The 1,401-nt window shown below is 59.5% G+C and carries 1 pseudogene; it reads right to left on the bottom strand.

Annotation, left to right across the window (positions count from 1 at the left end):
- A pseudogene (locus H0921_RS17555) lies at window positions 1–1,181 on the bottom strand (hypothetical protein); the annotation flags it as partial.
- Between the last annotated feature and the right edge of the window lie 220 nt (window positions 1,182–1,401).

The raw sequence follows: 1,401 nt of genomic DNA, 5'->3' as shown, positions 1-1,401 counted from the left end.
AATTCGGAATGCTCCCGTGGCTGAGACGGCTTTGTCAACTTCGGACGACGGGGCAACTCCGCGAGAACCTCCCAACTTTCCCGCTTCTTTTTCGCCCGACGGCCTGAGCGACGCGGGGGACTGGCTCGCTGATCCAAAGATGCTAGCGAACGTATCAATTGATCACGACTTCGCCGATTACCACTTATGGATTGACAAATCAATTTATATAATCGCATTTGCATCTTTTCTGCTGTCGAGATGGGATGATGACCGGATTCCACGGACTTTTTCCGTTTCCTGGGTTCATCATGTTCACTTGACAATTCGGGGGAAATCCGAGAATACCCTGCCGCGGCACGCTGGGAGCGAACCGAGGTTGGCTCCCCACGCCGCTGGGGCCGAATGGAGGAAGCCTCGCCGTGGGTCGCTCCCTGCCGACGCTGGCGGCGAGATGTCACCGCCTTCTCCGCCGAGGAAGGTCCTGCCGCGGCCAGGGAATCTCCCGACTGTTCCGCCGTTTTCGCTTTGTTTTTCCGGGTACCGCAGATGGGGCGAATCCGGCCCGTGGGGGAAGGCTCTTCGCCGCAGGATGCTGTTCGCCGACCTACCACCGGAAGGAGCTTCGCCTCGACGATGAAGGGCACGCTCCGCTTCCGCGATCGACTTGCCGATTTCGCACTGTATGCAGAACGATTTGTTCGACGTTGATATTGGTAGAAAAGATCAGGTTTTGCTTCGACAGATGGTGCGGGAGCCGGTCGGGGCGGAGGAGGAGGAGCGGGGACGCTCTCCAGGCTCAGAGGCAGGGCCGGCGTGTCGGGGCCGGGGGAAGCTGGGGAGTGACGCCGCATTGTCTCCGAACGTTGTCGCTTCTGGTGTTGGGTGGGAGTCTGTTCCGCCTTCCGCCGCTGACAGGGTTGAGTCAGCATGCTTTTCAGGTACCACAGGAGGGTGCCGCAGAGCGGGAGGACCCAGCGATGGAGGAGGTTGGCTCGCTGCCAGCCGGGAAGTTGGCGGCACCAGAGGAGAAGGCCAGGGGAAGCGTAGCGGCGGCGGGGCCGGAGGGAACGGCCGAGAAGCACCGAGGGGGCGAGTTGCAGCCGCAACTGTTGCAGAACGCGGTGGGCGTCCCGGTCCCAGAAGGGGTCGGGAGGCGGGGTGAAGCTCCAGGGGGTGCGGGTGCAATGCAGCGTCCTCATGGCTTGCTCCTGGTGTCGCTGGTGGCGAGATACGCGGGGTGAGCAGCATTCCCCTCCACAGCGGTATTTGACATTTTTTACTTCAAGTGTTCAGGTGTTTCAGTATAAATATGCACCCTAAAATTGGCCCTGTCAAATGAAAATGGCAAAATTTTTCCAAAAAGTGGTTTTTTCCTGGAAAAAGCAGGGGAAAATAGCGAGCGGCGAGCGGTGGATGATA

It is taken from the genome of Thermogemmata fonticola (genome assembly GCF_013694095.1).
GTDB classification, from domain to species: Bacteria; Planctomycetota; Planctomycetia; order Gemmatales; family Gemmataceae; genus Thermogemmata; species Thermogemmata fonticola.
The sequence above is the reverse complement of the archived record's forward strand: the minus strand, read 5'-3'. Positions and strand labels throughout refer to the sequence as shown.